A 26,867-nucleotide genomic window follows, 5' to 3' on the forward strand; every position below is an offset into this window, starting at 1 on the left:
TCGCAGCGGGACGAGGCCGCCGCCCACTCGGGTGGCGGCCTCGTCGCATCCGTGTCTTTCGTGCACATCGAGCAGGAATCGAGAAGTGCCGGATGCCGCCCCGCGCGTAGCGTCGCCGGTATGAACACGACGGACACCATGACCATCACCTCCATCGACGCGATCACGCTCGAAGCGGACGACCCTCAGGCCGCCGCGGCCTTCTACCGCGACGCGTTCCGCCTCGACTCGCAGGTGCGCACGCGCCCGGCGGACTCGCCGACCAGCGGGTTCCGCGGCTACACCCTGTCGCTCGTCGCGTCGCAGCCGGCGAACGTCCAGGCGCTGTTCGGCGCCGCGGTCGCGGCCGGCGCGACTGTCGTCAAGCCGACCGAGAAGTCGCTGTGGGGCTTCGGCGGAGTCGTTCAGGCGCCCGACGGGGCGATCTGGAATCTCGCGAGCTCGGCGAAGAAGGATGCCGGACCGGCGACCCGCGAATTCGAGGACATCGTGCTGCTGCTCGGCGTCGACGACGTCGCGGCGAGCAAGAAGTTCTACACGGCGCGCGGGCTCTCCGTCGCGAAGGGATTCGGAACCTACGTCGACTTCGCCACACCCGCGAGCCCCATCGGGCTCGGTCTCTACAAGCGGCGCGCACTCGCGAAATCCGTCGCACTGGACGCCGAGGGAACGGGCTCCCACCGTCTGCTGATCCACTCCGACGGCGGCACGTTCACCGATCCGGACGGGTTCGATTGGGCGCCGTCCGCCCGCTGAGCCCGCGCGCGACCCATCTGGCGGCGCCCGCGGCATCCGGGGCATGCTCGAAGCATGCCTGAAGCCCTCGTCTCGATCGGCGTCGCCGCGGCCCTCGGTCCCGATGCGATCGCCGCGGTCGCCCCCGCCGTCGAATCCGCCGGATTCCACGCCCTGTGGGTCAATGACACGCCGGGCGCGGACTCGCTCGCCGCTCTCGCCGCCGCCGCCGCGGTCACCGACCGGCTCACGCTCGCGACGGGCGTCGTGCCGATGGACCGTCGCCCGCCCGAGTCGATCGCCGACGCGGTGCGGGCGCTCCCGCAGGATCGGCTCGTGCTCGGGGTCGGGTCCGGGGGCGCCCGGTCCGGGGCGCTCGCGCTCATGCGCGATGCGGTCGGGAGACTGCGCGAAGTCACGTCGGCGCGCCTGCTCATCGGGGCGCTGGGACCACGGATGCGCCGCCTCGGCGCGGCGGAGGCCGATGGTGTGCTCTTGAGCTGGCTCACTCCGGAGGCCGCGACGGCCCAGGCGGGCGAGGCGCGGGGTGTGGGGGTCGACGCACACGTCGCGCTGTACGTCCGCGCGGCGCTCGACTCCGAGGCGGTGCAGCGGCTGGAGGAGGAGGCGGGCCGCTACGGCGCGATCCCGCAATACAAGGCGAACTTCGAGCGACTCGGCATCACAGCGGGCGCGACCGTCCTGCGTCCCGATGACTTCGGGGGAGGCATCCGCGGATACCAATCGGCCGTGGACGAAGTCGTGCTGCGCGCGGTCGTCCCGGAAGACGACGTCGACGCCTACACGCGGTTCATCGAGACGGCGGCGTCGAGGGTCTGACGCGGGGTCGCGTGAACCGGCCGGTGTGCGGAGGCCGGCGCGATCCGGTACGACGGCAGGCCGCGGCGCCGGATGAGCCACTCGGCGACGATCAGATTGGGGATCCACGCCAAGAACGGCACCACGCCGTACGCGTTGTCGAACGCCGCCCCGAAGTCGAAGCCATCCGGCCCGGCGAACGGGATCTGCGCGAAGATGAGCGCGAACAGCCAGAGCCGCAGCGTCACCGCGCTGTAGGTGACGGCGAAGGTGCGCATCATCCACGCCCGGTGGTTGTCGACGTCGCCGCGTCTGATCGCTCGGTACGCGCGCCATCCGGCATACAGCCACACGACTCCGAGCCCGCCGAAGCCGAAGAGGCCCACGAGCCCCGCGGAATTGAACGGGGCGATGACGAGGGCCCCGACCGCGCCGACCGCCAGGCCCACGAGCGCGACTCGACCGATCCAGCGGTGCGCCTTCGGAGTGCGCTCGCGCAGCATCCGCCAGAACTGCAGCGGCATCAGCGCGAGCGCGACGCCCCCGCCGACGATGTGCGCGTAGAACCCCGCGACGACGACCGGGGCCTGGGTCGCATAGTGGTCCGCGAGACCGCCGGTGCCTCCGTCCGCCTCCGCGAGAACGGGGAGTGCGGCCGTGAGGTACGGGATGACGGCGTACGCGACGACGGCGAGCGACGACAGCAGCACCCAGGTCCATCCGATGCGGGTGCCGAGTCGACCGACTTCCGGTGAAGCGCCGCTCGACGCCCGTCCGTTCGCGGTCGCCACCCCTTTGTGCTGGCTCATGCGCTCAAGCTAGGGCCGCGGGTGCCTTGCGGGCGATGCCGCCAGCCCCCCGACTCGGCCGGGGGCTGGCCCCCGGTTCGCGGGTTCGCAGCCGGTCGGCGACGGCACGCGCGGTGGAGCGCGTGAACGTCGGCGGTCCGAGGCAGAGTGTACGCATGACCTGCGTCGGCGCGATCTTCAGCCCCTACCCGAACCCGCCCGAGGCGTTCCGCGCGGCGGTCGAGGCCGCCGAGGAGGCAGGCGTTCCCGAGTTGTGGATCTGGGAGGATTGCTTCCGCCAATCGGCGTTCGCGACCGCATCCGCCGCTCTCGCGTGGACCGAGCGGCTGCGCATCGGCATCGGCATCGCACCCATGCCGCTGCGAAACGTCGCGGCGACCGCGATGGAGATCGCGTCGATCGAGCGCATGTTCCCGGGGCGTCTGCTGCCGGGCGTGGGGCACGGCGTGCTGCCGTGGATGGCGCAGGTCGGCGCACGCGCGGCGTCGCCGCTCACGCTCATGCGCGAGTACGTGCCGGCGCTGCGCTCACTGCTGGCCGGGGAGGAGGTCAGTGTCGATGGGCAGTACGTGAAGCTCGACCACGTGCGCCTCGACTGGCCGCCCGTGGCCGGGCCGCGCGTGTACTGCGCCGCGGAGGGGCCCAAGACGCTTCGGCTCGCAGGCGAGGTCGCCGGCGGGGTGCTCCTCAACAGCGGGTACGCGCCCGACGCGCTCGCGCGATCGGTCGAGACCGTGCGCGACGGGCACGCCGGGGCGGGGCGCACGGATCAGCTCGACGTCGCGGCGTATGTGGTCGCGGCATTCGGACCGGATGCCGCCGCACGCGCCGCTGCCGGGGTGGACGACACCGCACCAGGATCGGACCCGATCGCGGCGGTGCTCGCCGGCACGCCCGACGACGTCGCCGGCGACATCGCACGCTTCGCTCGGGCCGGGATCGACGACATCGTGCTGCTGCCGCCGCGCGAGGAGTCGGATTTGGCGGCGTACTTCCGGAACGTCGGGGAGGTGGCGCGGCTCCTCGGGTGAGCCCGCTCGCCGGCGCGTGCCGACATCGTGTCGGACGGCGGTGCGAGAATTCGGAGATGCTGCTGTCCGGGGTGGTCGACACCGTCGATGCTGTCGGCGCGACGCGATCGCGGCTCGCCAAGATCGATGCGCTCTCGGCGCTCGTGGGTGGGCTGACGCCGGAGGAGCTGCCCGTCGCCGTGGGCTTGCTGACGGCGAGTCCTCGGCAGGGGCGCCTCGGCGTCGGCTGGCGCGGCTTCGCTAACCTCGCCATCGAGCACACGGCCGAGGCGACGCTCACGGTGCTCGACGTCGACGCTGCGTTCGAGACACTGGCGGGCACCGCCGGCGCGGGCTCGGTCGCCGCACGACGCGAGGCGCTCGAGTCGCTCGCGCGCCTCGCGACCGAGCGGGAGTGGGATTTCCTCGTGCGCGTCGTGCTGGGTGAGCTGCGCACGGGCGCGCTCGAGGGCGTGCTGCTCGACGCTATCGCGAAGGCGTCGGGACGTCCCGCAGCGGCGGTGCGGCGGGCCGCGATGCTCGCGGGCGATCTCGGCGAGACGGCCCGCATAGCGCTCACCGAACCGCCCGAGAACCTCGACGCGGTCACGCTTCGCGTCGGCCGCGCGGTCCTGCCGATGCTGGCGTCGACCGCCGCCACGGCCGCCGAGGCGGTGGAGGCGGTGGGTGAGGCATCCGTCGAATACAAGCTCGACGGCGCGCGCATCCAGGTGCACCGCGACGGCGACGACGTGCGCGTGTTCACGCGCAACCTCGCGGACGTCACGCACCGCGTGCCCGAGCTCGTCGAGATCGTGCGGACGCTGCCTGCCGCGCAGCTGATCCTCGACGGCGAGACGCTGTCGCTCGACGAGGACGGCGGGCCGCGGCTGTTCCAGGACACGATGGCGCGGTTCGGGTCCGAGACCGCGCCGCAGTTCGTCCTGCGCCCCTGGTTCTTCGACGTCCTGCACGCCGACGGGCGGGATCTCATCGACGAGCCGCTCGCCGATCGACAGGCCGTGCTCGAGCAGCTCGCGGGGGAGTGGCGGATCCCCGGCATCGTCACCGCCGACCCGGCCGCGGCCGATGAGGTCTCGCGCGAGGCGCTTGCCGCCGGGCATGAGGGCGTCGTCGTGAAGGCGCTCGATTCCCCGTACGCCGCGGGCCGCCGCGGAAAGAGCTGGATCAAGGTCAAGCCCGTGCTGACCTACGACCTCGTCGTGCTCGCCGTCGAATGGGGGTCGGGCAGACGCACGGGGCAGCTGTCGAACCTGCACCTCGGCGCGTACGACCCCGAGGGTCGGTTCGGGCCCGAGGGCGGATTCGTCATGGTCGGCAAGACCTTCAAGGGGCTCACCGACGAGCTGCTGCGGTGGCAGACCGAGTATTTCCCGACGATCGAGACGGATCGCTCGGCGTACGCGGTGCACGTGCATCCGGTCACCGTGGTCGAGATCGCGATCGACGGCGTTCAGCGGTCGACGCGCTACCCGGGCGGGATCGCGCTGCGGTTCGCGCGCGTCAAGGCGTACCGTCCCGACAAGAACCCGAACGAGGCCGACACCATCGAGACGCTGCGGGCGCTGCTGCGCTGACGCGGGGCGCGTCGCCGGCGCGGTGGTGTCATCGGATCTGCTCCTCGTGGATCGGCACGTGCGGGATCGCCATGCACGCGAACAGCATCGCGACAGCCCCGATCGCGACGCCGATGTAGACGCCGATGGCGCCCGCCTGCACGGCGGCCGTGGTCTCGTGCCCTCCGCGATCGTCGATGAGACTGTTCGCGATCGCGCCGAACACCGCGACGCCGACAGAGCTCCCGATCGAGCGCGCGAGCGCGTTCGTGCCCGAGACGACGCCGCGCTGGCGCAGCTCGACGGATGACTGTGCGGCGATGAGCGACGGGTTTGCGACCAATCCGAGCCCGACGCCGACGATGAAGCATCCGAAGCCCGTCAGCCCAGCCGACGGGAGGAACGCGAAACCCGCGAGCCATACGGTGCCCGCGATGACGATCGTCGACCCGACGAGCGTCGTCGACCGGAAGCCGATGCGCAGGTAGAAGCGCCCGGCGAGCGCGCCGCTGATCGGCCACCCGATCATGAGCCCCGCGACGGCGAGGCCGCCCACGATGGGCGAGGCCCCGGTCGTCGATTCGAGGAACGTCGGCGTGTAGGAGACGAGCCCGATCAGCACGACCCCGATGAGCAGGCCGACGAGCGAGGTCGAGCGTACGAGACGGCTGCGGAAGACCCACGGCGCGAGGATCGGGTCGTCGGCGCGGCGCTCCACGAGAACGAAAGCCACGAGCAGGATCACGCCGCCGCCGAACACGGCGAGCGACTGCCACGAGAGCCAGTCCCAGTCCACGCCGCCCTCGAGCACGCCGAGCACGAGCAGCACGAGTGCGCCCGTGAGGAGCACTGCGCCCGCATAGTCGATGCGGCGGCGATGGCGCTCGAAAGCGGGGCGGTAGTTGCGCCACAGCAGGAAGAGCGCGAAGAGGCCGAGGGGGAGGTTGATCCAGAAGATCCACCGCCACGACGCGAACTGCGAGAGCACGCCGCCCAGCGTCGGGCCGACGACCGCCGAGATCGCCCAGACGCTCGACAGGTAGGCCTGCGCGCGAGCGCGTTCGCGCACGGTGTAGATGTCTCCGGCGATCGTGAGAACGGTGGGCATGATCGCGCCCGCGCCGATGCCCTGGAGCCCACGGAAGGCGATCAGCGACGGCATGTCCCACGCCGTGGCGCACAGCACGGACCCGACGAGGAAGACCCCGACGCCCACGAGCATGATCGGCTTGCGACCGAACGTGTCGGCGAGCTTCGCGTACACGGGTACGGTCGCCGCCTGCGCGAGCAGGTAGATCGAGAAAAGCCACGGGAACAGAGCGAAGCCACCCAGGTCGCGCACGATCGTCGGCACCGCCGTCGAGAGGATCGTCGAGTCGATCGCGATGAGGAACATCGACAGCATGAGCGCGAGCAGGATCGGCCCGCGTTCGGATCGCAGCCCGATATCGCTCATCGAGAATCAGGGAACCATATGGGAGGGTGCCGTGTGCAACCGGTCCCGTTGAATGGGGCGTATACGGAGCATCCGCCGCGCCGTTGACGCTGTCGATCGAGCTGGCGTGATCCGGGCGACGAACTCGTTCCCCGGCCGTGTACGTCGGCGGTCGGGGACAATAGAGCCCATGCGGATCGTGGTGCTCACCGGCGCCGGCATCTCGGCGGAGAGCGGCGTGCCGACGTTCCGCGACGCCGGGGGACTGTGGGAGGGCCACCGCGTCGAGGACGTCGCGACGCCCGAGGCGTTCGAGCGCGACCCCCACACGGTGCAGGCGTTCTACGACGCGCGGCGGCGGGCCGCGGCATCCGTCGAGCCGAATGCCGCCCACTGCGCACTCGCACGTCTGGAGGCCGCACTCGGTGACGATGTCCTCGTCGTCACGCAGAACGTCGACGATCTGCACGAGCGGGCGGGAACCCGCAACCTCGTGCACATGCACGGCGAACTCAACCGGGCGCTGTGCGCCGTGTGCGGCGCGCGGCCGGAGTGGCGCGCCGACCTCATCGATCGGCCGCCGTGCCCCGCGTGCGGCGCGCGTGCGCTGCGGCCAGACGTCGTGTGGTTCGGAGAGATGCCGTACGACCTCGACCGCATCGAGCGCGCCGTCATCGCGTGCGACGTCTTCGTGTCGATCGGGACGTCGGGCAGCGTGTATCCCGCGGCCGGGTACGCCGCGCTCGCGTCGGCGTTCGGCGCCCGCACGGTGGAGCTGAACCTCGAGGCGACCGACGGGCTCATGCCGTTCGACGTCGCGCGCACGGGACCCGCGAGCGTGCTCGTAGCCGAGTGGGTGGACGAGGTGCTCGCGGTCGCCGAGTGACGGCGAATCGCGCCACACGGATGCGACAGGCGCCGGCCGGAGTGGCCGACGCCTGTCGCGCGAGCGCGAAGCCGCGGGCTAGGTTCGCGCGCCGCCCGACCGCAGACGCGAGACCGCGTCGACGGTCGCAGCGAGGATCAGCACGCCGCCCGTGACGAGCAGGTTCACGCCCGCCGGCAGGCGCAGCAGCGCGAGGCCGTTGGTGATCGTCGCGATCACGAGCGCGCCGATGGCCGCGTGCATGAGGCGTCCTCGGCCGCCGAAGAGGCTGACGCCGCCGACGACCGCTGCCGCGACGCCCGACAGGACGATGTCACGACCGACAGTGGCATCGACCGAGCCCACGCGCGCGACGCTGAGGAGCGCCGACAGCACGGCGAGGCTCGAACAGATCACGAACGCCCACCACTTGATCCAGCGCACCTTGACGCCGGAGCGCCGAGCCGCCTCGGCGTTGCCGCCGATCGCGTAGATGTAGCGGCCGAACTTCGTGCGGTCGAGCACGAACGTGCCGATCCACAGGATCGCGAGGACGACCGGGACGACGATCGGCACGCCCGCGACCTCGACGACGGACTGGCCGCGGTTCTGGTTGAGGACGTAGACCACGATGCCGCCGATGATCGCGATGCTCGCGAGCTTGATCCACACGAGCGAGATCGCGCGGTTCGGCACGCCGGCGCGCGTGCGGCGCGCACGGTCCCAGAACGACGTGCCGGCCGAGATCGCCAGCATGATTGCGAGCATGAGCCAGCCGCCCCACACCGGGAGGTTGCCGTTCTGGATCGCGATGAGCTCGGGCACCTGGAGGCGGTAGAGCCCACCGGGGCCGATGATCACGAGCGCGAGGCCCTGGAAGCCGAGGAACAGGCCCAGCGTCACGACGAAGGATGGAATCCCGACGCGTGCGACGAAGAATCCTATGAAGGCGCCGGTGAGGAACCCGAACCCGAAGCCGATGATGAGCGCGATCGGCCACGCGATGCCGAGCACGGCGTTGAGCACCACGAACAGCGCCATGCCGACGCCGCCGGTGACACCCGCCGACAGGTCGATCTCGCCCAGAAGCAGTACGAACACGAGGGCCATGCCGAGGACGACGAGGGTCGCCGCCTGGTTGAGCAGGTTCGCGAAGTTGCGCTCCGTGAGGAAGAACGGGCTCAGGAACGAGAAGAGGGCGCCGAGCACGAGGAGGCCGGCGACGGCGGGAAGGGCTCCCATGTCGCCGCTGCGCACGCGCTGCCACCACGCCTGGACCTGATCGGCGAGACCGCCCTCGACGCCGCTGCCGATCAGGTCGGACGAGACGGGGTCGGGCGCGGCTTCGGTGCGAGTGGCATTGCTGCTCATTCCGCATCTCCCTCGGTCGTGATGTTCGACGTCTCGATGAGGTCGACGCCTTCCATGGTCTTGGTGCCGGTGATGTAGCCGACGACGTCGTCGCGCGTCGTCTCGCTCGTCGCCACCTGGGCGACCATCTGCCCGAGGTACAGCACGGCGATGTCGTCGGCGACGGCGAAGACGTCGGCGAGGTTGTGGCTGATGAGGATCACAGCCACGCCTTGGTCGGAGAGTCGCCGGACGAGGTTGAGCACCTGCTCGGTCTGGGCGACGCCGAGAGCGGCGGTCGGCTCGTCGAGGATCACGACGCGCGCATTCTTGAGGACGGCGCGCGCGATCGCGACGGTCTGGCGCTGACCACCGGAGAGCGACGACACCTTCTGGCGCACCGACTTGACCGTGCGGACGGAGAGCGATCGCAGCGTGTCGGATGCCTCGCGCTCCATGACGCCCTCGTCGAACGTGCCGAACGAGAGCTCCTCACGGCCGAGGAACATGTTCTGCACGATGTCGAGGTTGTCGCACAGGGCGAGGTCCTGGTACACGACCTCGATGCCGAGGTCGGCGGCGGCGCGGGGCGTGTGCAGATCGCGGTGCTCGCCGTCGATGCGCACCTCGCCCTCGTCGTAGGGCTGCACGCCGGCGAGGCCCTTGATGAGGGTGGACTTCCCGGCGCCGTTGTCGCCGACGAGGGCGGTGACCTTGCCCGGGTACACCTTGAGGTCGACGCCCTTGAGCACGCTTACGGGGCCGAACGATTTCTTGACGCCGATCAGCTCGATGATCGGCTCAGTCGCGGTGAGGGTCTGAGACATACTCGCTTCCTTGCGGTGTCGGATTCAGCGCGCGAGGGGCGCCGCGCCTCGTTGACGCGACGCCCCCGCGGCTCTGACCGTTACGTTACGGCGTGACTCCGAACTCTTCACAGGCCGCCTGGACATCGGGCGTGCAGACGTCGTCGTACGACGCGTCGCCTGCGGCGATGACATCCTTGACCTCGTTCGGTCCGACGAGCAGCGGCGTCACCTGGACGTACGGCGTGCCGTCGTCGAGCTCGGCGTCGGTCTCGACGGTCTCGCCGCTCAGCAGTGCGATCGCGACCTCGACCGCAGCCTCGGCCTCATCCTTGACGGGCTTGTAGACCGTGGCGGTCTGCCAGCCGAGCAGGATGTTCTGCAGGCCCGCGACGTTGGCGTCCTGGCCGGACACCGCGACGCCCTGGAGGTTGTTGTCCTGCAGGACCTTGATGACGCCCGCGGCGTTCGTGTCGTTCGCGGCCCAGACGCCGTGCACCACGCCGCTCAGGCTCGTGAGGGCCTGTTCGAAGTTGGTCTGCGACTTGGCCTGGTCCCACGCCCCCGGCGGCTCGGCGGCCGGCGTGATGCCCGCCTCGGAGAGGACCTCGTCGGCGCCGTCGTGGAACATCTTCGCGTTGCCGTCGGTCGGGTCGCCGCCGATGTAGACGACGACGGCCTCTTCGGGAGCGACGCCCGCGGTCTCGAGGCCGTTGAGCACCGTCTGGCCTTGCAGACGGCCGACCTCGACGTTGTCGAACGAGACGTAGTAGTCGGCACCCGCGAACGGGCGGTCGTAGGCGATGACCGGGATGCCCTCGGCCTTGGCCTTCGCCGCCACGGCCTCGGCGGCGCCCTGGTAGTCGACGAGCAGCATGACGCCGCAGCCCTGCGTGAGCTGCTGGTCGGCGATCGTCGAGAACTTGTTGACGTCGCCCTGCGCGTTCTGGATGTCGACCTCGAAGCCGGCGCCTTCCAGTCCCTCCTGCAGGTACTTGCGGTCGAAGTTCTCCCAACGGGGCGACGACGCGGCGTCGGGGAGGATCACGCACGCCCGGCCCGCAGCGTCTCCGCCGCCGTCGCCGCCGTCCGTGGGGGTGCCGCCGCCGCTGCCGGCACACGCCGTGAGCAGCAAGGCCGCCGCGCTGCCCAGAGCAGCCACGGCGAGGAGTGATGACTTCTTCATCATTCGCCTTTCGTCGTTGAATTCGCGATCGCGAGGTTGGTGCAGTTCGCGCTGGGTCGATACTTCCGGGCCGACCCCTTGGCGTCAAGTCTTGAACATAACGCTTTTGCAACCGGCGAACGGCGTTCGGCTCGTGAATTCAGAAACGAAACGATTCGATCGGATGCGGCGCCTCGAGGGCTACGCGCGGCCCGTCGCGACTCGCGTGCGGCGCGAGATCGAGTCGACGATGACCGCCAGCACGAGCACCGCGCCGGTCACCATGAACTGCACCGACGAGTTCAGGTTCAGCAGCGTCAGGCCCGACGAGATCGACTGGATCACGATGACGCCGAGCAGCGCCGCGAACGCCGTGCCGCGCCCGCCGAAGAGCGACGCGCCGCCGATGATCGCGGCCGCGATCGCGTTGAGGTTCGTGTCGCCGCCGCCGGAGCTCTGGTTCGCCGCCGCGAGGCGCGCGGCGGCGAGGATGCCGCCGACGGCCGCCAAGCTCGAGCACAGTGCGAACACCGACAGGTAGATGCGGTCGACGCGGATGCCGGCGCGCCGCGCCGCCTCGACCGAACCGCCCACTGCGTACACGGCGCGTCCCCACCGCGTACGCGTGAGCGCGACGTGCATCGCGACGACGAGCGCGACGAAGAACAGGAACATCACCCCGACGCCGCGTGCGAGGTTGAGGTACCACGCGGCCGCGAGCAGGAGCAGCAGGAGGGCGCCCGCGCGGAGCGCGATCTCGCGGTAGCTCTGGCTCTCGAGGTTCGCCGCGGCGCGCCTGCGCGCACGCCGGATCAGCGACCACGCGTACGCGGCCATCGAGACGACGACCACGACATACGAGGCCCACGCGGGGAGGAACCACTGCTGTGCGAACTCGACGAGCCACGAGTCGAACGGGAGGTTGATCGACCCCGTCTCGCCGAGGACCCACAGCTGCAGCCCGAGGAATCCGAGGAGCCCCGCGAGCGTCACCACGAAACTCGGCAGCCCGAATCGGGCGTGGAGGTATCCGTAGAGCAGGCCGACGAGGCATCCGGTCGCCACCGCCGCCGTGATCGCGAGGAACAGCGGCCACCGCAGCTGCACGAACCCGACGGCGAGGATCGCGGCGGCGAGCCCCGAGACCGATCCGACCGACAGGTCGATCTCGCCGAGCAGCAGCACCACGACGACTCCGAGCGAGATGATCCCGATAGACGCGCACTGCATCGTGAGGTCGACGAGGTTGCGGCTCGACAGGAACACGGGATTGAGCAGCTGGAACACCGTCCAGATGACGACGAGTCCGACGATGACCGGGAGCGGGCCGAGATCGCCGCCGCGGATGCGCGCCCACAGACGCTCGGCCGAGCCGCGCACCCCCGCGGCGTCGATCGCCTCGTCCGTCACGACGCGCCGCCCCGTCGCCGTCCGCGACGCGGTTCGCGCGAGGTCAGCGGGATGACGTCGGCGTCCGGACGGTCGTCGGTCTCGTCCTTGCGCACGGTCGGGGTGCGCCCGGTCGGCGCGCGGCGCGTGCCGGTGTTGTCGATCGCGCCCGTGATCGCTGCGATGAGCGTCTCGCTCGTGACGTCGGCCGCGTTGTACTCGCCGTTGTTGCGTCCGAGCCGCAGCACGACGATCCGGTCGGCGACCGCCATGACCTCGGCCATGTTGTGGCTGATGAGCACGACGCCGTGGCCGCGCTCGCGCAGACGCTCGATGAGATTGAGCACCTCGGCCGTCTGAGCGACGCCGAGGGCCGCGGTCGGCTCGTCGAGGATCACGACGCGCGGCTCGCCGATGAGCGAGCGCGCGATCGCGACGGTCTGGCGCTGGCCGCCCGACAGCGACGCGACCGGGATGCGCACCGACGGGATCTTGGCCGCGAGCTCGCGCAGGAGCGCCCACGTGCGCTGCTCCATGTCGACCTCGTCGAGCTTGCCCTCGCTCACGAGCTCGCGCCCGAGCCAGAGGTTCGCGACGACGTCGAGGTTGTCGCACAGCGCGAGGTCCTGGAAGACGGTGGCGATGCCGAGCTCCTGCGCGTCGGCGGGGCTCGAGATGGTGACCTCGTCGCGGTCGAACTCGATCGTGCCGGCATCCGGCGGATGCACCCCGGCGAGCACCTTCACGAGCGTCGACTTGCCTGCGCCGTTGTCGCCGACGAGGGCGACGACCTCGCCCTCGTTGACCCAGAAGTCCACGTCCGTGAGCGCGCGGACGGCGCCGAAGTGCTTGCCGATCCCGCGCATGGTCAGTACGCGCTCGCGCGGGCGGCCGGCGCGGGACGGGTTCACGGTCGTCACGCGTCAATCCTCCCAGAGCGGTTCAGAGAATGCCCGCCGCTTCGCATGCGGCCGCGTACTCGGGCGTGCAGATGTCGTCGACCCTCCAGAACCCGTCCGCGACGACCGTGTCGAGGATGTCGTCCACCGTCACGGCGACCGGCTCGAGGAGGGTCGCGGGAGTGCCGTTCACCTCCAGCTCGCCTTCGACCGGGCGGCCGTTGAGCAGGTCGACCGCGACGTCGGCGGCTCGCGTCGCCTGCCGCTCGAGCGCCTTGTACACCGTCATGTGCTGGTCGCCCGCGACGATGCGCTGCAGCGCCGTCAGCTCGGCGTCCTGGCCCGTCACGACGGGGAACGGCGACACATTCGCGGCTCGCAGCGCGGCGACGGCGCCGCTGGCCGTGCCGTCGTTCGCGGCGTACACCCCGGCGATCTCGTCGCCGAACTGCGAGATCTGCCCGGCGACCCAGGCCTGCGCCTTGTCGGGGCTCCAGTCGGGCGTGTCGTACTCGGCGAGCACGTGCAGCCCGCTGTCGCGGATCACCTCGAGCGCCCCCTCGCGGAAGCTCGCCGCGTTGTTGTCGGTGGGCGAGCCGTTGACCATGAGGATGCCGCCGTCGGCCTCGCCGCGCTCCTCGAGCGCCGCGACGAGGGCGGTGGCCTGGAGTCGCCCGACGCGCGTGTTGTCGAACGAGACGTAGTACGCGAGCTCGCCGCCGGCGACCATGCGGTCGTACGCGATGACCGGCACGTCCTGCGCGTTGGCAGCGTTCACGATCGTGACAGCCGCCTGTGCGTCGACCGGGTCGAGCACGAGCACGTCGACGCCCGCGGTGAGCATCGACTCCGCCTGCTGCTGCTGCTTCGCGGCGTCCTGATCGGCGTTCGCGTACAGCACCTCGTAGTCGCCCAGCTCCTTCACGCGCGCCTCGAACACGGGGCGGTCGAACGTTTCGTACCGTGCGGTCTTCTTGTCGGGCAGCAGCAGCGCGATCGTCCCGTCCGCGGACCCGGACTGTGGCACGCACGCGGTGAGCCCCCCTGCGAGCAGGGCGACGGCGACGACGAAGGCGAAGGTTCTTCTCACGGGCGGCTCTCGTACGGCACGCGGGAGCGGTGGGAGGTGCTGCGCGTGTCTTTCGAGCCTACGCGGTGAATTGGATGACGTCGGCGTCGAGGGTCACGTGGTCGAGCGCCATCGCGATCGCCCCCCGCGTCTCGGCCCACTCGCCGAACGACGCCCCGACGATCTCGGGCAGGCCGCCGACCGCCGCCAGCGCCGAGCGCTCGAGGGCATGGCGCATCGGAGCCATGAGGATCTCGCCGGCCTGCGCCAGCTCGCCGCCCACGATGATGAGCTCGGGGTCGAAGAGGTTGCACAGGCTCGCCGCAGCGATGCCGATGTGGCGCCCGGCATCGGCGATCACGCGCATCGCGCTTCCGACGCCCGCGTCCGCAGCGGCGAGCAGGTCGCCGAGACGCTGCATTCCCTCGCTCTCGGGGAAGAGGGCGAGGAGTGCGGGCCCGGACGCGTAGGTCTCGAGGCATCCGCGATTGCCGCACCGGCAGATCGGGCCGTTCTCGTCGATCGTCATGTGGCCGATCTGCCCCGTCTTGCCGCTCACACCGCGGAACAGGTCGCCGTCGACGATGAGGCCCGCGCTGATCGTGTGGCCGACGCGGATGTACACCGACGACGACGCGGTGCGGCCGCTGCCCTCGCGCGCCTCGGCCAGTCCGCCGAGGTTCGCCTCGCTGTCGACGTACACGGGGCGCTCGATGCGGGCGCTGAGGCTCTCGGCGACGTCGATTCCCTCCCAGCCGGGCAGCAGCCCGGGGGTCGAGACCATGCCCGTGCGCGGATCGATGGGCGCGGGGAGCGCGACGCCCACGGAGAGCAGGTCGCCGAGGGATCCGCCGAGGTTGTCCATCATCTCGGACAGGAGGATGCTCAGCCGGTCGAGCTCTGCGTCGTGCCGGTGGCCCGGCGCGAGGGGGATCACCGTCTCAGCGACCGTCGTGCGCGTGGCATCCGCGATCGCGATGTGCAGCTGGCGCGTCGAGAAGTGCGCGCCCGCGACGAGGCCCACCTTGCGGGCGAGTGAGACGAGGGTCGCGCGACGGCCGCTGCGCGATGTGAACGAGGTGTGGAGGATGCCGGATGCCGTCAGCTCCTTGACGATGTTCGACACCGTCGCGGGAGAGAGGCCGGTGCTGCCGGCGAGCTCGATCTGCGTCAGGCGCCCATGGCGCTTGAGCGACTCGACGAGACGTGCCCGGTTCGCTTCCCGGAGCGAGGACTGCGAGCCGGGTGGAGTGTTCCGGCGTACCACGCTGGACACTGTACCGGACGGGGTGGAATCGATGCCGGGATCCGCCCGCTCCGTGGGCGTGGGGGCGGATGCGGCGGCGGATGCCCCACCCGCCCTCGCGCGTTCGCTCGGTGTGCTGCTCAGGCCTCGGCCTTCACGGGGATCGCGGCCGTCTCGGCGGCGAGGCGCTCGCGGTCGATGCGGTCGAGCTCGTGCAGCGACGAGCCCTTCGTCTCGCGCAACGAGATGACCGCGACGAACGTGATCGCGGCGGCGATCGCCAGGTAGACGGCGATCGGCACCCACGAGCCGGTGCTCGACAGGAGCGCGGCCGCGATGATCGGCGCGAGCGAGCCGGCGACGATCGAGGTCACCTGGTAGCCGAGCGAGACGCCCGAGTAGCGCATGCGCGTCGGGAACATCTCGGACATGATCGCCGGCTGAGGCGCGTACATGAAGGAGTGGAGCACCAGGCCCAGGCAGATCGCCAGGATGATGATGAGCGGATCCTTCGTGTTGAACATCGGGAACGCCACGAAGCCCCACGCGGCCGCGGCGACGGCTCCGATCGCGTACACCGGCCGGCGTCCGATGCGATCGGTGAGTCCGCCGACGAACGGGATGACGATCAGGTGTACGACGTGCGCGATCGCGATCATGCCCAGGATCGCGGCGGTGTCCATCCCGAGCGCGATCTTCAGGTAGGTGATCGAGAACGTCACGACGAGGTAGTACATGATGTTCTCCGCGAACCGCAGGCCCATCGCGGTGATGACGCCGCGGGGGTAGCGGCGCAGCACCTCGAGGACGCCGTAGCGGTCGCGACGCTCGTCCTCGGCCTCCTTCTGGGCCTCGAGGAAGATCGGGGCATCCGTGATGCGCGTGCGCACGTAGTAGCCGACCGCGACGATCACGACCGACAGCCAGAAGCCGATGCGCCAGCCCCACGAGAGGAACGCCTCCTGCGACAGGGTGTTGCTCAGCACGAGCAGCACGACGGTCGCGAGCAGGTTGCCGATCGGCACGGCCGCCTGCGGGAACGACGCCCAGAATCCGCGAGTGCGGTCGGGGGAGTGCTCGGCGACCAGGAGCACGCCGCCGCCCCACTCGCCGCCGACGGCGAAGCCCTGCGCGAAGCGCAGGAGCACGAGCAGCGCGGGCGCCCAGTAGCCGACCTGGGCGAACGTCGGAAGGCATCCCATGAGGAACGTCGCGACGCCGACGAGGATGATGGCGAACTGCAGCAGCCTCTTGCGGCCGTACTTGTCGCCGAAGTGGCCGAACACGATGCCGCCGAGGGGGCGCGCGATGAAGCCCACGGCGTACGTGAGGAAGGCCGAGATGACGCCTGCGTAGGGGTCATCCGATGGCGGGAACATGATGACGTTGAACACGAGCGTCGCGGCCGTGGCGTAGAGGAAGAACTCGTACCACTCGACGACGGTGCCCGCCATCGACGCTGTGACGACGCGTCGAAGGCTCGACTGGGGATAAGCCTTCGAGGACGTGGCTGATGCCATGCGCTTGATACCTCCTTGTAGAGCGCGGAAGCGGCGGGGGGAGCCGCCCGGCGAATCTACTGAAAGGGGATTCAGGTTTCAATACGAAGAGTGCACGGGCACGCGTGACCTACCCGGGTACCCGGGTAGGAGGGGGCGGGATCAGCGCCTGCCGGCCGCGAGGCGGATGAGGACGACGTTGCCGGACTCGTCGACCTCTGCGACGTCGGTGTGCGCCTTCACGAACTCCGAGAAGCTCTTGTGCCCATACGCCCGTTCGCTGAAGGAGGGGTCGAGCCGCTTGATGAGGCTCTTGACGGCGGAGGCGTGCTGCCAGTCGTCGCCCTCCTTGTCGCTCTCGAGCCGCAGGGCGCGTTCGAGCAGATCTGCCCCGGGATCGGTCGCCTTCTTGCGGGCGCGCCGCCGCGCGGGCGCCGTGTCCTTCTTCTCGGACGGCTCGGGCCCGTCGGCGGGCTGCACGCCCGGCAGCGCGTCGTACGAGTCGAACTGGTCGCACGCGGCCGCGAGGGCCTTCGCGGTCGAACCCGCGACGCCGACGCCCACGACGAACCGCCCGAGGCGCTTGCAGCGCTGCGCGAGCGGCACGTAGTCCGAGTCGCCCGCGACGATCACGACGTGCGTGAGGTCGGGGAGGCGGAACATGTCCTCGACGGCGTCGACCGCGAGCCGGATGTCTGCGCCGTTCTTGGCGTAGGCGGCGGTCGGGAACAGCTGCACGAGGTCGACGGCACGGGCGACGAGCTGAGAGCGGTAATCCGCGTTGACCGAGGAAGACCAGTCCGCGTACGCACGCGTGAGCACGAGCGTGCCGAACGAGGCGGCGTAGTCGATGATCGCGCCGACATCGACCGTCGCGCGCTGCAGCCGCTCGGCGACCTCCGGTGCGATCGGCGTCTCGGCGATGCGCGCGCGGTCGCGTGAGTACGTGTTGCGGCCGTGCACGCGGTCGTACCACGACATGACGATGTTGTCGAAGTCCAGGTACACGGCGACGCGGGCGTTCTGCGAGTCCGGCATGGCTTCAGTGTGCCAGCGGACAGCCCGCTGCGTCGCTATTCCGTCTCGCCCGGATAGCTCACGCCGATCTGCTTGCGGATCTCGTCGAGCGCGCCCATGATGGCGATCGTCTCGTCGATCGGCAGGACGTCGCTGTCGGTCTGCCCGGCCGCGACGTACTGCTCGGCGGCCAGCGCCTGGAACTGCATGCCACGACCCTCGACCTGCGAGACGTAGTCCTCGAGCACGGTGCCATCGGGGGCGATGAGCCGGAACGACGTGGGGGTGTACCAGACGCGGTCGATGTCGATGCGCGCGTCGGTGCCCACGATGTGCGCCGTGTTGGGGCCGGCGGAACGCGACGCCGAGATCGAGGTCGAGATGGCCCCGTCTGTGTGCGTGAAGATCGTCGCGACCTCGGTGTCGGCGCCGGTGTCGCCGAGGCGGGCCGACGCGGCGATCGCGCGCGGAGCGCCGAGCACGTCCCACGCGAACGAGATCGGGTAGATGCCGAGATCGAGCAGCGCGCCGCCGCCGAGCGCGAGGGAGTTGAGCCGGTGGTCGGGATCGGACGAGATCCGCTGGGTGTGGTCGGCGAACACCGCGCGCACGTCGCCCAGGGCACCGGCCTCGAGCAGCTCGCGCACGCGGATCATGTGCGGGAGGTACCGCGTCCACATCGCCTCCATCGCGAGAAGCCCGCGCTTTCGCGCGACGTCGCGCACGCGCGCCGCCTCGGCGGCGTTGATCGTGAAGGGCTTCTCGACGAGCACGTGCTTGCCGTGCTCGAGGGCGAGGGTCGCGTTCTCGGCGTGCATCGGATGCGGCGTCGCGATGTACACGATGTCGACGTCGTCGTCCTCGACGAGCGCCTCATACGTCTCGTGCGCGCGCGGGATCTCGAACTCGTCGGCGAACGCCTGCGCGGCGCCGGGGCGACGGGCGCCCACGGCTCTGACGTCGAGCCCCGCCGTGCGGAGGTCTCTCGTGAACGCGGTGGCGATGCCGCCCGCGGCGAGGATGCCCCACCGCAGGCCGGAGGTCGAGTCGGTCATCCCCCGAGCGTAGCGAGACGGGGGGACGCGGGCACGGCGACCTCGAGCGCGCGGTCGAGATCGCCGATGACGTCGGCGACGTCTTCGAGGCCGATCGAGAGCCGCAGCGTCGTCCACGCGATGCCCGCCTCGGCGAGCTGCGCGGGAGAGAGGTGGCTGTGCGTCATCGACGCGGGGTGGGCGATGAGGCTGCGCGCGTCGCCGATGTTGGCGACCAGCTGCACGACGCGCAGGCGCCCGACCACTTCCTCGGTGAGGGCGAAGTCCTGCTCGGGGTCGCCTGCCGAGTGCACGTCGAAGGAGAAGACGGAGCCTGCGCCGCGCGGCAGGTACTCGGCCGCCGCGGCCCGCCACGGGCTCGACTCGAGGCCGGGGTGGTGCACGCGCGCGACGGCGGGGTGCTGCTCGAGGAAGCGCGCGACCGCGAGCGCCGACGACGAGTGCCGGTCCATGCGAAGGTCGAGCGTCTCGAGGCCCTGCAGCAGCTGGAAGGCGTTGAACGCCGAGAGCGATGGCCCGAGGTCGTGCACGTACTTCGTCTTGACGAGCGCGATGTACGGCGAGCCGTGCGCACCGAACCGCTCGACGAGGCTGCCGCCGGGCACGCGGCGGTAGGGCGCGGTGACCTGCGGCCAGCGGGACGGCTCGCGGGTGAAGTCGAACGTGCCGAGGTCGACGACGACGCCGCCTAGCGACGTTCCGTGACCGCCGAGGAACTTCGTCGCCGAATGAACGACGATGTCGGCGCCGAAATCCTTCGCCCGCTGCAGGTACGGCGTCGCGAGGGTCGCGTCCACCACGAGGGGCACGCCGGCGTCGTGCGCGACTGCGGCGACGCGGCGCAGGTCCAGCACCTGCGCGTTCGGGTTGGTGATCGACTCGGCGAACACGGCGCGTGTCTCGGGGCGGAGCGCGGCGGTCCAGGCATCCGGATCGTCCTGATCCACGAAGGTCACGTCGATGCCCCAGTCGGCGAACGTCTCGTCCAGCAGGTCGACGGTGCCGCCGTAGAGCTGGCGGGCCGCGACGATGTGCTCGCCCTGCTTGGCGAGCGCGAGGAGCGCGACGGCGACGGCGGCCTGACCGGATGCCACGCCCGCCGCCGCGGTGCCGCCCTCGAGCGCGGCGATCCGCTCTTCGAGCACGAGCACCGTGGGGTTCGCCGCGCGGCTGTAGATGTCTCCGTCGCGGCGCAGCGCGAACAGCTCGCGTGCCTCGGTCAGCGACGAGAAGGCGAAGGCGTTCGACTGGTGGATCGGCGGGACGGCGGTGCTGTGGACGACACCGGGAACGTAACCGGCCTGGACCTGAGCCGTCGCGAAGCCGCTGGAAGGCTCGGACATGCGTCCATTCTCGCGGCGGGTGCCGACGCTCTCGACGAACGTGTCGAACTGTTGCGTCCGCGACCCGCGCCGCAGGCCACGTCGCACCGCATGATGGGAGGCATGAATCCCCTCATCTCGGCCCGCGAGCTCGCGGCGCTCCTGGACGGCGGGCGTCCGGTGCGCTTGCTCGACGTGCGGTGGCGGCTCGGCCGTCCCGACGGCCGCCCGGAGTACCTCGAAGGACACCTCCCGGGCGCCGTGCACATCGACCTCGACGACGAGCTCGCCTCGCACGGACGACCCGAGGATGGGCGGCATCCGCTCCCGTCCCGCGAGGTGCTCGAGCGTGCGGCGCGGCGGTGGGGCCTCCATGCGGGCGACACCGTCATCGCGTACGACGACGCGGGTGGGCTCGCGGCGGCGCGCGCGTGGTGGCTGCTCTCGCGCGCGGGCGTCGCCGACGTGCGCGTGCTCGACGGCGGTCTGTCGGGGTGGACGCGCGAGGGACTGCCGCTCGAGGAGGGCGACGTCGTGCCCGTGCCGGGCGACATCTCGCTGCACGACGTGACCGAGGGCGTCGCCGACATCGACGACGCGGCCGCGTGGCCGAGCCGCGGGATCCTCCTCGATGTGCGCGCGGCGGAGCGCTATCGCGGCGAGGTCGAACCCCTCGATCCCATCGCGGGCCACATCCCGGGCGCGGTGAATCTCCCGATCGCGACGCTGCTCGACGACGGGCTCCTGCGGTCACCGGACGCGCTTCGTGCGGCGTTCGCGGAGGTCGGCGCGACACCCGGCACGCCGGTGGCGGCCTACTGCGGCTCGGGCATCACCGCCGCGCACGCCGCGCTCGCGGGCGTCGTCGCAGGCATCGACGTGACGGTGTACCCCGGATCGTGGAGTCAGTGGTCGAACACGCCGGGGCGTCCGGTCGCGACGGGCCCGGAGCCGGGAGACCCTTCGGTGTGAGCTCGCGCCCCGGTCAGGGCACGAGCACGATCTTGCCGTCGACGCCGCCCTCGAGCAGGCGGTGCGCCTCGGCCGCCTCGGTCAGCGGCAGGGACGGGCCGAGCTCGACGGCGAAGCGGCCGGCCGCCATGAGGGCGAGCGTGACCGGCATCGCCTCGGCGCGCCACGCGAGCTGCTGCGGCGTGAGGGGCACGGGCGAGCCGCCCGAGAAGGCACGGATACCGCGACCCGCGGCGTCCCGGCCGCGCACGAGCGTCGCGATGCGCGCCTTCTCCGCCACGAGTTCCTCCGAGACCTCGAGCGCCTCGTCGGTTCCGGCGGCGTCGATCGCGACGGTGACGCCGCGCGGCGCGGCGTCACGCACGCGGTCGATGAGCCCGTCGCCGTACTCGACGGGCGTGGCGCCGAGCTCGCGCACGCGATCGAACCGTCGGGGCGACGAAGTCGCCACGACCCGCGCACCCCACAGGACCGCGTACTGGATGACCGCCTGACCCACCGCGCCCGAGCCGGCGTGGAGGAGCAGCGTGTCGCCCTCGCCGACGGAGAGGGAGCGGAGCGTCTGGTACGCGGTGCCGACGGGCACGCCGAGTGCCGCGCCCTCGGCCGCGGACACGGCGGGCGGCCGCGGCACGACGTGCGTCGCGGGCATGACGACCTCCGTCGCATAGGAGCCGGGCGCGGCGAACACGGCGACGTGCTCGCCGACGCGGAGTCCTTCGACACCCTCGCCGACGGCCGTCACGACGCCCGCGGCGTCCGCGCCCACGCGCCGGGGGCTCGTGATCTCGCCCGAGTGGCGCTTGCCGCTGCGCAGCTTCGCGTCGATCGGATTGACCCCCGCGGCTTCGATGCGGACGGCGACCTCGCCTGCCGCGGGCGGAGGCACGTCGATGTCGACCAGGGTGAGCACGTCGGGTGCCCCGAACTCGGTGTAGACGATCGCTTGAGCCATACCGGCAACGCTAGCGGCGCGGCGCCGCCGCGGGGCCGGTCGTCCCGATCTCGCGCAGCGCCTTTCCGATGCGCTGCGCCGACACGGGCTCGGCCGTGCCGAGGCGCTGCGCGAACAGGCTGACGCGGTACTCCTCGAGAAGCCACCGCACGTGCACGAGTGCGCGCGGAGCATCCGCCGCCGGCGGGATCGTTCCGCCCGCCTCGCTGTACTGCGCCGTCGCCCGCTCGATCTCGGTCATGCGCTGCCGGTCGCGCCCGGCGTTGTCGGCGAGGCCCTGCACACGCTCGAGCGCGCCCTGCAGATAGCGCGGCACGTGGGCGAGTCGCGCGAGCCCCGTGCGCGAGACGAAGTCTGGGAATACGAGCCCCGCGAGCTGCCCCTTGACGTCATTGAGCGCGCCGAGCAGCGTGAGCGAGTTCTGTGACCGCAGGGATCGCTCGACCTCGCGAGCCGTCGTCAAGATGCGCGCCGTGAGCGAGACCGCCGCGAAGAGCTCGTCCACGACCGCCGCCGAGAACGCGTCGCGCACGCGGTCGAATTCCGCGCGCGAGCGCACGACTCCGGAGGCGGTGCGTGCGATGACCGCGTCGGCGACCGCGGTGCGCGCATCCTCGATGAGCGCCTTCGCGGACGGGTACGGCGACGCTGCCAGCGCGAGCTTCTCGGCCGACGTGAGGTGCTCGAGCACGTACGCCGCGGGAGAGGGCACGCTGAGCAGCATGAGCCGCCGCACGCCGGCATGGGTTGCAGCGGCTGCCGCCTCGGGCGTCGACTCGATGCGCAGCGCCACTGACGAGCGCTCGTCGACGAGCGCGGGGTAGCCGCGGACGACGCCGCCCGCGACCTTCGTGTCGACGACGTCCGGCAGGGTGTCGAGGGTCCATTCAGTGAGACCGGATGCCTCGGCGAAGCCGCCGTGCCCCGGAAGCTGGGCGACGGAGCGAGGCGACGGCGACGAAGCGCCCCCTTCGGGACCGTGCTTCGTCTCGCTCGCTTCGCGTGCTCGCTCGGCCACGGACGAGGTCAGCGTCTTCGCCACTGCTCCGCGCGCCTTCCCCGCCAGCCGCTGCTGGAGCGCCGTCAGGTCGCGATCGGACCCCGCTGCCCGCCCGCGCTCGTCGACCGCCCGGAAAGACATGCGCAGGTGCGCGGGGACGCGCTCGAGGTCGAAGTCCGACGCTGTGACGGGCTGATTCGCGATGCGCTGGATGCGCGCGGCGAGCGCGTCGCGCAGGGTCGTCGGCGGGAGGCCGTCGTGCGACTCGGGTCCCTGGCCCTGAAGCTCTTCGGAGAACCGCGCCGCCCAGTCCGCCGCGGGGACGACGTGCCGGCGGATCGCCTTCGGCAGCGACCGGATGAGCCCCGCGATGAGCTCGTCGCGCATGCCCGGCACTTGCCAGTCGAAGCCGTCCGCCCGCAGTTGCGCGAGCAGCGCGAGAGGCACGACGACCGTGACGCCGTCGTCGGGCGCGCCGGGCTCGAAGCGGTACGCGAGCGACAGCACCTGGTCGCCCTGCCGCCATCGCGCGGGGAAGTCGCGCTCGTCGGAGCGCGCCGCCTCGTCGAGCAGGTCGGACTCGCTCATGTCGAGCAGTCGCGGCGTGCGGGTCGAGGTGTCCTTCCACCACGCCGCGAACGACCTCGCGTCGAAGACGTCGCGCGGGACCCGGGCGTCGTAGAACGCGAACACCGCCTCGTCGCCCACGAGGATGTCGCGCCGCCGCTCGCGCTCCTCGACCTTCTCGAGCCGGCGGCGCAGCTCGAGGTTGCGGCGCTCGAACGCGGTGAGCCTCTTGTCCGCGCCGAGGAACGCGGTCGAGTCCCACTCGCCCTCGACCAGCGCGTGCCGCACGAAGAGCTCGCGCGCGAGGGGGCGGTCGAAGCGGGCGAGCTGGATGCGTCGGCGCGGCACGATCTCGACGCCGAAGAGCGTGACCTTCTCATACGCGGATGCCGCGCCCGCCGTCTTCGACCAGTGCGGATCGCTCAGCTGGCGTCGCGCGAGGTCGCCGGCGAGGTCCTCCGCCCACGCGGGGTCGATCGCGGCGACGGTGCGCGCGAACAGGCGCGACGTCTCGACGAGCTCGGCCGCCATCACCGCCGACGGGCTCTTCCTGCGCAGCGCCGACCCGGGGAAGATCGCGAATCGCGCGCCGCGCGCGCCGACGTACTCGCCCCGTGCGGGGCGCCCGCCACCGGTGCCGCGGCGGTCCTTCGGCGGGTTGAGCGTGCGCGCGTCGAGGATGCCGATGTGCGACAGAAGCCCCGAAAGGATCGCCCGGTGGATCGCATCGGGGTCGGCGACGCCCGTCTCCTCCGTGCGCGGTGCGCGCAGGAGCGTACTCAGCTGCCGGTGCACGTCGAACCATTCCCGCACGCGCACGTAGTTGAGGTGCTCGGAGCGGCACAGGCGGCGGAAGGCGCTCGAGCCGAGCGACGCCTGCTGCTCCTGCAGGTGGTTCCACAGGTTCAGCAGCGTCAGGAAGTCGCTCGCCGGGTCGACGAACCGCGCGTGCAGGCGATCCGCTTCGTCCCGGCGTTCTTCGGGGCGCTCGCGCACGTCCTGGATCGACATGCCGGCGACGATCGCGAGCACGTCGCGCAGCACGCCCGCGCGACGAGCCTCGACCAGCATGCGCGCGAAGCGCGGGTCGATCGGCAGGCGTGCGAGCTCGCGACCGAGGTCGGTCAGACGCGGGCCAGATGCCTCGCCGTCGCGCGACGAGGGACGCGGCATCCGCACCGCCCCCAGCTCCACGAGCAGGTCGAACGCCGCCTTGACACCCCGTGAGTCGGGCGGGGTGAGGAAAGGGAAGGACGCGATGTCGCCGAAGCCGAGCGTGAGCATCTGCAGGATGACGCTCGCGAGGCTCGTGCGCAGGATCTCGGGCTCGGTGAACTCGGGCCGCCGCTCGAAGTCGTCCTCGGCGTAGAGGCGGATCGCGATGCCGGGCGCCGTGCGGCCCGCGCGCCCCGAGCGCTGCTGGGCCGAGGCCTGCGAGATCGCCTCGATGGGCAGGCGCTGGATCTTGCTGCGGTTGCTGTAGCGCGAGATGCGCGCGGTGCCGGTGTCGACGACGTAGCGGATGCCGGGGACCGTGAGGCTCGTCTCGGCGACATTCGTCGCGAGGATGACCCGCCGGCGCACGCCCGCGACCGTCGACGGCTCGAACACGCGGTGCTGCTCGGCGGCGCTGAGGCGTCCGAAGAGCGGGAGCACCTCCGTGGGGGTGGGGTCCTTCGCGTACATGCCGCGAACGGCATCCATCGCGTCCCGGATCTCGGCCTCGCCCGGGAGGAACACGAGCACATCGCCGGCGGCTTCGCGATCGAGCTCGCGCAGCGCGGCGGCGATGCCGTCGACGTCGTCGTCGGCATCGTGCGGGCGGTAGCGGAGCTCGACGGGGTACGTGCGGCCCGACACCTCGATGATCGGAGCGGGCATGCCGTCGCCCTGAGCGAAATGCTTCGCGAAGCTCTCGGGGTCGATCGTCGCGCTCGTGATGACGACCTTGAGGTCTGGACGCTTCGGCAGGATGCGCGTGAGGTAGCCGAGCAGGAAGTCGACGTTGAGCGACCGCTCGTGCGCCTCGTCGACGATGATCGTGTCGTAGCGGCGGAGCAGCCGGTCGCGGTGGATCTCGTTGAGGAGGATCCCGTCGGTCATGAGCGCGATGCTCGTGTCGGGGGAGACCTTGTCGGTGAAGCGCACCTTGTAGCCGACGGTCGTGCCGAGGGGGACCTGCAGCTCTTCGGCGACGCGCTCCGCGATCGTGCGCGCGGCGATGCGGCGGGGCTGAGTGTGCGCGATGCTCGTGCGGCCGAGCTCGAGGCAGATCTTCGGAAGCTGCGTGGTCTTCCCGGAGCCCGTGGCGCCCGCGACGATCACGACCTGGTGATCGCGGATCGCCCGCGCGATCTCGTCCCGCGCGGCGCTGACGGGCAGCTCCGGTGGGTACGAGATGACAGGGGCAGGTGCGGACACAGCCCTCCATCGTACGACGGCCGCTCGGACGCGGTCCCGATCGACCGTTGACGCGCAGAGTGGTTTGCGGTACAAAGTACTTCATGACTGAACGAACGCAGGTCCGGCAGCGGGTCTCGGAGCCGCCGTACGCCGCGCGCGCGGTCGTGGTGCTGATCGGCCGCGTGGCGCTCGTGGGTGCGGCATCCATCCTCGTCTGGGTTCTGTTCCTGCCGACCGGCGCCACCGCCTTTCCTCCTTCGCCCCTGTTCGCCGCGCTCGCGATGCTGCCTGTCAACCTCGTGTGCCTGTGGTGGGCGCGGCGCCTCGTGCACGACCGGGGAAGCAGGCTGCGCGACCTCATCGGGTACTCGCGGGCCAGGCTCGGCCGCGATGTGCTGTGGGGACTGCTGTGGCTGGTCGTGCTCTACGTGCCGTTCGCGCTCACGGTGCTCGGGGTCATGGCGCTCCAATACGGCGACGCGACGTTCGCGGCGTTCGAGACCGTGTTCTTCGACCCGGCATCCGTGCCCGACCTTCCGCGGTGGGCGATGACGATCCTCGCCGTCGTCGCGGTGCTCACGTTCGCCCCGCTCAACGCGCCGGTGGAAGAGCTCGTCTATCGCGGCTACGGGCAGCGGGGCCTCGCGACGCGCATGCCGGTCGCCCTCGCGATCACCGTCTCGGCGCTGTTCTTCGGGCTTCAGCACATCTTCTACGCGCCGACCTCGTCCGCGGCGCTCGCCTACGCGTGCGCGTTCTTCGTATGGGGCGCAGGCTCGGGCATCATCGCCCACCGCCAGGGCCGCCTCATGCCGATCATCGTCGCCCACTTCGCCGTCAACCTCTTCACGAGCGCCCCCGCTCTCGCGATCGCGTGGCTGCCGCAGTGACCGAACCAGAAGG

General features: G+C 71.2%; 22 protein-coding genes. 7 read left to right on the plus strand and 15 right to left on the minus strand.

Annotation, left to right across the window (positions count from 1 at the left end):
- The first annotated feature begins 120 nt into the window (after nt 1-120).
- Together BJ991_RS08740 and BJ991_RS08745 are read left to right on the plus strand one after the other, a co-directional pair.
- On the plus strand, nt 121-756 hold the full coding sequence (locus BJ991_RS08740) for a VOC family protein (protein WP_246301061.1): 636 nt from the start codon (nt 121-123) through the stop codon (nt 754-756).
- Between the two features lie 54 nt (nt 757-810).
- Nucleotides 811-1,575, plus strand: coding sequence for an LLM class flavin-dependent oxidoreductase (locus BJ991_RS08745; RefSeq protein ID WP_179489238.1), 765 nt, complete (start codon nt 811-813; stop codon nt 1,573-1,575).
- On the opposite strand, the gene BJ991_RS08750 is transcribed toward BJ991_RS08745, so the two are convergent.
- Nucleotides 1,536-2,363: a DUF2306 domain-containing protein gene (locus BJ991_RS08750; protein WP_179489240.1), complete on the minus strand. Its 828-nt coding sequence runs from the start codon at nt 2,361-2,363 to the stop codon at nt 1,536-1,538. The genes BJ991_RS08745 and BJ991_RS08750 overlap by 40 nt on opposite strands.
- Nucleotides 2,364-2,518: 155 nt before the next feature.
- On the opposite strand from BJ991_RS08750, the gene BJ991_RS08755 reads away from it, so the two are divergent.
- Nucleotides 2,519-3,394: an LLM class flavin-dependent oxidoreductase gene (locus BJ991_RS08755; protein WP_179489242.1), complete on the plus strand. Its 876-nt coding sequence runs from the start codon at nt 2,519-2,521 to the stop codon at nt 3,392-3,394.
- 56 nt (nt 3,395-3,450) lie between these two features.
- On the plus strand, nt 3,451-4,971 hold the full coding sequence (locus tag BJ991_RS08760; protein ID WP_179489244.1) for an ATP-dependent DNA ligase: 1,521 nt from the start codon (nt 3,451-3,453) through the stop codon (nt 4,969-4,971).
- A gap of 28 nt (nt 4,972-4,999) precedes the next feature.
- Here the strand turns inward: BJ991_RS08760 and BJ991_RS08765 are convergent, their stop codons facing one another.
- The gene (locus BJ991_RS08765; protein WP_179489246.1) at nt 5,000-6,406 is read right to left on the minus strand and encodes an MDR family MFS transporter; all 1,407 of its coding nucleotides are present in this window, start codon (nt 6,404-6,406) and stop codon (nt 5,000-5,002) included.
- Nucleotides 6,407-6,575: 169 nt separating this feature from the next.
- Here BJ991_RS08765 and BJ991_RS08770 point away from each other — a divergent pair, with 169 nt between their 5' ends.
- Nucleotides 6,576-7,271: an NAD-dependent deacylase gene (locus BJ991_RS08770; protein WP_179489248.1), complete on the plus strand. Its 696-nt coding sequence runs from the start codon at nt 6,576-6,578 to the stop codon at nt 7,269-7,271.
- Between the two features lie 78 nt (nt 7,272-7,349).
- Here the strand turns inward: BJ991_RS08770 and BJ991_RS08775 are convergent, their stop codons facing one another.
- The 11 genes from BJ991_RS08775 to BJ991_RS08825 form a co-directional block, all read right to left on the minus strand.
- A complete protein-coding gene (locus BJ991_RS08775) occupies nt 7,350-8,621 on the minus strand; it encodes a sugar ABC transporter permease (protein ID WP_179489250.1) in 1,272 nt (423 codons plus the stop codon).
- A complete protein-coding gene (locus BJ991_RS08780) occupies nt 8,618-9,427 on the minus strand; it encodes an ATP-binding cassette domain-containing protein (protein WP_179489252.1) in 810 nt (269 codons plus the stop codon). The genes BJ991_RS08775 and BJ991_RS08780 overlap by 4 nt, the downstream gene beginning before the upstream one ends.
- 85 nt (nt 9,428-9,512) lie before the next feature.
- Complete coding sequence (locus BJ991_RS08785) at nt 9,513-10,592, minus strand: substrate-binding domain-containing protein (RefSeq protein WP_179489254.1); 1,080 nt, start codon at nt 10,590-10,592, stop codon at nt 9,513-9,515.
- Nucleotides 10,593-10,772: 180 nt separating this feature from the next.
- Entirely contained in the window at nt 10,773-11,981 is a 1,209-nt protein-coding gene (locus BJ991_RS08790; protein ID WP_179489256.1) for an ABC transporter permease subunit, read from the minus strand.
- Nucleotides 11,978-12,826 carry an ATP-binding cassette domain-containing protein gene (locus BJ991_RS08795; RefSeq protein WP_179492640.1) on the minus strand — a complete coding sequence of 283 codons (849 nt, stop codon included), beginning with the start codon at nt 12,824-12,826 and terminating at the stop codon, nt 11,978-11,980. The genes BJ991_RS08790 and BJ991_RS08795 overlap by 4 nt, the downstream gene beginning before the upstream one ends.
- 76 nt (nt 12,827-12,902) lie before the next feature.
- Complete coding sequence (locus tag BJ991_RS08800; RefSeq protein WP_179489258.1) at nt 12,903-13,949, minus strand: substrate-binding domain-containing protein; 1,047 nt, start codon at nt 13,947-13,949, stop codon at nt 12,903-12,905.
- 58 nt (nt 13,950-14,007) lie between these two features.
- A complete protein-coding gene (locus BJ991_RS08805) occupies nt 14,008-15,195 on the minus strand; it encodes an ROK family transcriptional regulator (RefSeq protein ID WP_343048692.1) in 1,188 nt (395 codons plus the stop codon).
- Nucleotides 15,196-15,314: 119 nt separating this feature from the next.
- Complete coding sequence (locus BJ991_RS08810; RefSeq protein ID WP_179489262.1) at nt 15,315-16,694, minus strand: MFS transporter; 1,380 nt, start codon at nt 16,692-16,694, stop codon at nt 15,315-15,317.
- A 141-nt stretch (nt 16,695-16,835) separates the two neighbouring features.
- Nucleotides 16,836-17,711 carry an NYN domain-containing protein gene (locus BJ991_RS08815; protein WP_179489264.1) on the minus strand — a complete coding sequence of 292 codons (876 nt, stop codon included), beginning with the start codon at nt 17,709-17,711 and terminating at the stop codon, nt 16,836-16,838.
- A gap of 35 nt (nt 17,712-17,746) precedes the next feature.
- Entirely contained in the window at nt 17,747-18,745 is a 999-nt protein-coding gene (locus BJ991_RS08820) for a Gfo/Idh/MocA family protein (RefSeq protein WP_179489266.1), read from the minus strand.
- On the minus strand, nt 18,742-20,088 hold the full coding sequence (locus BJ991_RS08825) for an O-acetylhomoserine aminocarboxypropyltransferase/cysteine synthase family protein (protein WP_179489268.1): 1,347 nt from the start codon (nt 20,086-20,088) through the stop codon (nt 18,742-18,744). The genes BJ991_RS08820 and BJ991_RS08825 overlap by 4 nt, the downstream gene beginning before the upstream one ends.
- A gap of 102 nt (nt 20,089-20,190) precedes the next feature.
- Here BJ991_RS08825 and BJ991_RS08830 point away from each other — a divergent pair, with 102 nt between their 5' ends.
- Complete coding sequence (locus tag BJ991_RS08830; protein WP_179489270.1) at nt 20,191-21,039, plus strand: sulfurtransferase; 849 nt, start codon at nt 20,191-20,193, stop codon at nt 21,037-21,039.
- A 13-nt stretch (nt 21,040-21,052) separates the two neighbouring features.
- On the opposite strand, the gene BJ991_RS08835 is transcribed toward BJ991_RS08830, so the two are convergent.
- Both BJ991_RS08835 and hrpA read right to left on the minus strand, forming a co-directional pair.
- On the minus strand, nt 21,053-21,994 hold the full coding sequence (locus BJ991_RS08835) for a quinone oxidoreductase family protein (protein ID WP_179489272.1): 942 nt from the start codon (nt 21,992-21,994) through the stop codon (nt 21,053-21,055).
- A 10-nt stretch (nt 21,995-22,004) separates the two neighbouring features.
- On the minus strand, nt 22,005-25,982 hold the full coding sequence (gene hrpA, locus BJ991_RS08840) for an ATP-dependent RNA helicase HrpA (protein ID WP_425487523.1): 3,978 nt from the start codon (nt 25,980-25,982) through the stop codon (nt 22,005-22,007).
- Nucleotides 25,983-26,065: 83 nt separating this feature from the next.
- Between hrpA and BJ991_RS08845 the strand changes: the two genes are divergently transcribed.
- On the plus strand, nt 26,066-26,854 hold the full coding sequence (locus tag BJ991_RS08845; RefSeq protein WP_179489276.1) for a CPBP family intramembrane glutamic endopeptidase: 789 nt from the start codon (nt 26,066-26,068) through the stop codon (nt 26,852-26,854).
- Nucleotides 26,855-26,867 lie beyond the last annotated feature (13 nt).

This window comes from Microbacterium immunditiarum (assembly GCF_013409785.1).
Classification (GTDB): domain Bacteria; phylum Actinomycetota; class Actinomycetes; order Actinomycetales; family Microbacteriaceae; genus Microbacterium; species Microbacterium immunditiarum.

Bases quoted from the DNA above. Each gene is read 5' to 3' on its own strand.
- BJ991_RS08740 (WP_246301061.1), top strand. From the start codon at position 121: ATGAACACGACGGACACCATGACCATCACCTCCATCGACGCGATCACG.
- BJ991_RS08745 (WP_179489238.1), top strand. From the start codon at position 811: ATGCCTGAAGCCCTCGTCTCGATCGGCGTCGCCGCGGCCCTCGGTCCC.
- BJ991_RS08750 (WP_179489240.1), bottom strand. From the start codon at position 2,363: ATGAGCCAGCACAAAGGGGTGGCGACCGCGAACGGACGGGCGTCGAGC.
- BJ991_RS08755 (WP_179489242.1), top strand. From the start codon at position 2,519: ATGACCTGCGTCGGCGCGATCTTCAGCCCCTACCCGAACCCGCCCGAG.
- BJ991_RS08760 (WP_179489244.1), top strand. From the start codon at position 3,451: ATGCTGCTGTCCGGGGTGGTCGACACCGTCGATGCTGTCGGCGCGACG.
- BJ991_RS08765 (WP_179489246.1), bottom strand. From the start codon at position 6,406: ATGAGCGATATCGGGCTGCGATCCGAACGCGGGCCGATCCTGCTCGCG.
- BJ991_RS08770 (WP_179489248.1), top strand. From the start codon at position 6,576: ATGCGGATCGTGGTGCTCACCGGCGCCGGCATCTCGGCGGAGAGCGGC.
- BJ991_RS08775 (WP_179489250.1), bottom strand. From the start codon at position 8,621: ATGAGCAGCAATGCCACTCGCACCGAAGCCGCGCCCGACCCCGTCTCG.
- BJ991_RS08780 (WP_179489252.1), bottom strand. From the start codon at position 9,427: ATGTCTCAGACCCTCACCGCGACTGAGCCGATCATCGAGCTGATCGGC.
- BJ991_RS08785 (WP_179489254.1), bottom strand. From the start codon at position 10,592: ATGAAGAAGTCATCACTCCTCGCCGTGGCTGCTCTGGGCAGCGCGGCG.
- BJ991_RS08795 (WP_179492640.1), bottom strand. From the start codon at position 12,826: ATGCGCGGGATCGGCAAGCACTTCGGCGCCGTCCGCGCGCTCACGGAC.
- BJ991_RS08810 (WP_179489262.1), bottom strand. From the start codon at position 16,694: ATGGCATCAGCCACGTCCTCGAAGGCTTATCCCCAGTCGAGCCTTCGA.
- BJ991_RS08815 (WP_179489264.1), bottom strand. From the start codon at position 17,711: ATGCCGGACTCGCAGAACGCCCGCGTCGCCGTGTACCTGGACTTCGAC.
- BJ991_RS08820 (WP_179489266.1), bottom strand. From the start codon at position 18,745: ATGACCGACTCGACCTCCGGCCTGCGGTGGGGCATCCTCGCCGCGGGC.
- BJ991_RS08825 (WP_179489268.1), bottom strand. From the start codon at position 20,088: ATGTCCGAGCCTTCCAGCGGCTTCGCGACGGCTCAGGTCCAGGCCGGT.
- BJ991_RS08830 (WP_179489270.1), top strand. From the start codon at position 20,191: ATGAATCCCCTCATCTCGGCCCGCGAGCTCGCGGCGCTCCTGGACGGC.
- BJ991_RS08835 (WP_179489272.1), bottom strand. From the start codon at position 21,994: ATGGCTCAAGCGATCGTCTACACCGAGTTCGGGGCACCCGACGTGCTC.
- BJ991_RS08845 (WP_179489276.1), top strand. From the start codon at position 26,066: ATGACTGAACGAACGCAGGTCCGGCAGCGGGTCTCGGAGCCGCCGTAC.